The organism is Microbacterium sp. H6 (assembly GCF_003314775.1).
GTDB lineage: Bacteria > Actinomycetota > Actinomycetes > Actinomycetales > Microbacteriaceae > Microbacterium > Microbacterium oxydans.
The window spans coordinates 403-3,995 of sequence record NZ_QOAY01000237.1; the positions used below are offsets into that span (position 1 = coordinate 403).

Annotated in this window: 5 protein-coding genes and 1 pseudogene; 4 read left to right on the plus strand and 2 right to left on the minus strand. The window is 69.9% G+C overall.

Annotated features, from left to right (window positions below; genetic code table 11):
• Both DSP71_RS15215 and DSP71_RS15220 read left to right on the plus strand, forming a co-directional pair.
• Positions 1-485, plus strand: a pseudogene (locus DSP71_RS15215) (MFS transporter); the annotation flags it as partial.
• A gap of 24 nt (positions 486-509) precedes the next feature.
• Positions 510-1,415: an NAD(P)-dependent oxidoreductase gene (locus DSP71_RS15220; protein ID WP_218867272.1), complete on the plus strand. Its 906-nt coding sequence runs from the start codon at positions 510-512 to the stop codon at positions 1,413-1,415.
• A gap of 15 nt (positions 1,416-1,430) precedes the next feature.
• On the opposite strand, the gene DSP71_RS15225 is transcribed toward DSP71_RS15220, so the two are convergent.
• Positions 1,431-1,853: a MarR family winged helix-turn-helix transcriptional regulator gene (locus DSP71_RS15225; RefSeq protein WP_046748676.1), complete on the minus strand. Its 423-nt coding sequence runs from the start codon at positions 1,851-1,853 to the stop codon at positions 1,431-1,433.
• A gap of 70 nt (positions 1,854-1,923) precedes the next feature.
• Here DSP71_RS15225 and DSP71_RS15230 point away from each other — a divergent pair, with 70 nt between their 5' ends.
• Both DSP71_RS15230 and DSP71_RS15235 read left to right on the plus strand, forming a co-directional pair.
• A complete protein-coding gene (locus tag DSP71_RS15230; protein ID WP_113681502.1) occupies positions 1,924-2,328 on the plus strand; it encodes a hypothetical protein in 405 nt (134 codons plus the stop codon).
• Positions 2,329-2,371: 43 nt separating this feature from the next.
• Entirely contained in the window at positions 2,372-3,403 is a 1,032-nt protein-coding gene (locus DSP71_RS15235; protein ID WP_179515730.1) for an FUSC family protein, read from the plus strand.
• 10 nt (positions 3,404-3,413) lie between these two features.
• On the opposite strand, the gene DSP71_RS22405 is transcribed toward DSP71_RS15235, so the two are convergent.
• A partial coding sequence (locus DSP71_RS22405) for a hypothetical protein (RefSeq protein ID WP_181800750.1) occupies positions 3,414-3,593 on the minus strand: 180 nt, incomplete at its 5' end.

The following is a 3,593-nucleotide window of genomic DNA, read 5'->3' on the forward strand; positions in this document are numbered from 1 at the left end:
TCAGCGCGAACGCGATGGGCATCCGGTCCCGGCGCACGCTCATCACCCTCGGTCCGCTCGTGGTCGCCGCCGGGCTGACCGCCTACGGCCTGCTCCAGCACGAGGGCCCCTCCGTCCTCGTCATCGCCCTGTGGTTCATCGCACTGTTCCTCGCCGGAGCCGGCATCGGCATCGGCTTCCCCCACCTGACCGTGGCGGCGCTCGGCAGCACCTCGGGCGAAGAGGAGGGCGCCAAGGCCGCCGCGGCCGTCAACACCGTCTTCATCATCGCGAGTGCGTTCAGCTCGGCGATGGCCGGCGTGCTCGTGAACCTCGCCATGCCCGACGTCGTCGATGCCGCCCGACTGCTCATGCTCGCGTTCGCGGCCGTCACGGCGCTCGGAGTCTTCGTCGCCCGCGGCGCGAGCTGGGGCATCGGCCTCTCCTCGACGGACGACGACCCACCCCTCGCTCCCACTCCCGCCACCGAACCCGCCACCGACTGAACGAGAGGGACATAAAGGATGAACGTGGATGAGAACCCGAGGACGCCCGTCACCGTCATCGGCCTCGGCGAGATGGGAACAGCCATAGCGAGGACGCTCGTCGGACGCGGCCACCCGACCACCGTGTGGAACCGCACCGGGAGCAGAGCGGCATCGTTGGCTGCGCTCGGCGCCGATGTCGCCCGGACGGCCGCCGATGCGGTGGCCGCGAGCCCGCTCGTGATCGTATGCCTGCTCGACGGCACCGCCGTGGAGGCGGTCTTCGAGACGATCGCCGAGGCAGCACGAGGAAAGGTGATCGTGAACGTCACCAGTGGCTCTCCTGCCCAGGCCAGAGCGGCCGGGGAGTGGGCGCAGACGCACGGCGCGCGATATGTCGACGGCGGGATCATGGGCGACCCCGCCGCCGTGGGGTCGCCCGAGGTGCTCCTCTCCTTCAGCGGAGATCGCGTCGGCTTCGACACGCACCGCGGGGCGCTGGAGGGCCTCGGCACCGTCGGATACCACGGAGAGGATGTGGGCCACGCGGCCGTCGAGTTCCTCGCTCAGGTGGCGGTCGGCTACGAGTTCCTGATCGGACTGCTGCATACGTTCGCACTGATCACGGCCGAGGGGGCCGATGTCGTGGGGTTCGCGGAGCGCGTCGCGGGGACCGTCGAGGGATATGTGCCGCTGGTGAAGAGCTTCGGCGAGGCCGTGGCCGCAGGCCAGTACGGGCCCGACCTGGGTTCGTTGCACGTGCAGAGAGCACTCATGGACGACCTCGTCAGCCATCGCGAAGCGCTCGGCATGGACACGGTGCGCATGCGGGAGATCAGGCGGCTGATGGATCGCCGGATCTCCGACGGCCACGGCGACCAGGGGTTCTCCAGCCTGTTCGAGGTGCTGAACGACGAGCGACCCCACCGCGACGAGGCGGAAGACGAGTGACCCGCCGGAGGGCGATCAATCGGTCGCGACAGCGACCCGGCGGGTGAGGTCGAGGAACACGGCACGCTCGTCTGCGGTCAGCGGCGCCAGGAACTGCTCCTGGGCCTGATCGACCACCGCATCGAGCCGGGCGAGCTCGGCGCGGCCTGCTGCGGTGAGGCTGACGACGTTGCGGCGGCGGTCGGACGGATGAGGGGCACGCGCGACGAACCCGCCCTCTTCCAGCACGACCAGTGCCACCGAGACGTCGCTGCGGTCGAGTTCGGTCGCGCGTCCGAGGTCGGCCTGACTGATCGGGCCCGCCTCTTCCACTGCCGCGAGCAGCCGGTAGTGGTACGCGCGAGCGCCCACGTCGGCAAAGAGTTCCTGCAGAAGCGCGTGGGAGCGCAGGTGCGCCCGACTGACCCACCACGTCGCCCTGTGTTCGAGTCGATCCATGAACCGATGCTACTCGTTGGCATCACCAATGATGTGCTACCGTTGGCCGCACCAACGATATGGAGCCCTCATGATCCCTTTCGGCCCGCAGCTCATCGGCCAGACGGAGAAGGCGCTGAACGCCCTCCTGCTCACCCTGCTCTCCCCCCACGCCCTGTCGGAACGGGAATGGGTGACGCTGCGCCTCGTCTCCCAGTTCGAGGGAGAGGGCAGCGTGGACAGGTTCGTCGCTGACCGTCTACACGACCCCGACTCCGCGCTCTTCCTCCGCGCCCTCCAGGAGCGGGGACTCGTCGAGGGTTCTCACCTCAGCCCCACGGGCACGACACTGGTGGCCGCGATCAGCCGCGAGATCGCGCGCGTCGCCGGCCCCATCTGGGACGAGGTCGATCACGACGACGCGCTCGCCGCCGCACGAGCACTGAACCACATCCTGGAGAAGACCCGGCTGCTCCTACGCGCCTCGGCAGTCTGACCCGACGACGGAGGCGGTCGGGAGTCGGACGTAGGCTGGATCAGTGGCGGATTCGCGGGGAAGGGTGTGGACCGGCGTTCTGCGCGTCGAGCCGCACCGCGGCGACCACCGGGTGGCGTTGCGCGCCGCGGTCAGCGTGGCCGTCCCCCTACTCGTGCTCTGGACATTGGGACGCCTCGACCTCAGCATCTACGCCAGCTTCGGCGCCTTCGCCGCCCTCTACGGGCGGCACGACGTGTTCCGCGACCGCATCCGCATGCAGGCGAGCGCCGGTGGCGTGATCCTCGCCTCGATGCTCGTCGGCACGGCACTGTCGGTCCTCGCCGCCCCGGCCCCGGCCAGCATCCTCGTGGTCGCGGTCATCGCGTCGGCCGTCACCCTGCTCGCCTACACGATGCGGTGGCACCCGCCGGGGCCGCTGTTCCCGGTGTTCGCGGTCGGAGCCTGCGCGACGATCCCCGCCACAGCCGCCTCCTTCGGGGACGTGCTGCTGGTCGGTGGACCGAGCGTGCTGTTCGGCCTGGCCATCACCGCCCTCATCGGCATCCTCACCCGCAGCACCGACGACGTGCCGCCGAAGACCCTGCAGCCCGTCGGCCCGATCGCGGGCGAGATGGCTGCGTCGGTCGGAGTCGCGATCCTGGTCGCGGGCTTCGCCGGGCTGCTGATCATGGACTCGCACTGGTACTGGGCGGCGGTCGGCGCGGTGGCCGCCGTGAGCGGACCTCAGCTCAACGCCCGCGTGATCCGCGGCATCCAGCGCCTTGTCGGCACGTTGCTCGGAGTGCTCGTCGCCGCCGGCATCCTCGCCATCGACCTGCCCCCACTCGCCGTGATCGCCCTCGTGGTCGTGCTGCAGGCCGCCGCCGAGCTGTTCGTCGGCCGCAACTACGGCATCGCGATGATCTTCATCACCCCGCTTGCCCTGCTCATGGTGCACCTGGCCGCACCCACGCCCGTCGACATGCTGCTGCAGGACCGCGCGATCGAGACCGTGATCGGGGTGGCCGTCGGCACGATCGTCGCCGTCGCCTCGGCAGCACTTCGACGCAGGACGGCCCCGAAACGCTCCTGAGCTCAGCAGGTCACAGGAGCGGAACGCCTGAGATCGACGACGCTGCGACGTCGGCGCCCGCGAACGGGAAGCTGGTGGTGTTCAGCAGGTACACGCCCACGACGATCGCGGCGACGAGGAGCAGGAACAGGAACGCGAAGATCACGATGGTGAGCACGCGGTAGCCACCCGACGTCGGCACCTCGGGGGC

What these genes read in the sequence shown, in the direction of transcription:
- DSP71_RS15225 (WP_046748676.1), bottom strand. Translation starts at nt 1,853, where the DNA reads ATGGATCGACTCGAACACAGGGCGACGTGGTGGGTCAGTCGGGCGCAC.
- DSP71_RS15230 (WP_113681502.1), top strand. Translation starts at nt 1,924, where the DNA reads ATGATCCCTTTCGGCCCGCAGCTCATCGGCCAGACGGAGAAGGCGCTG.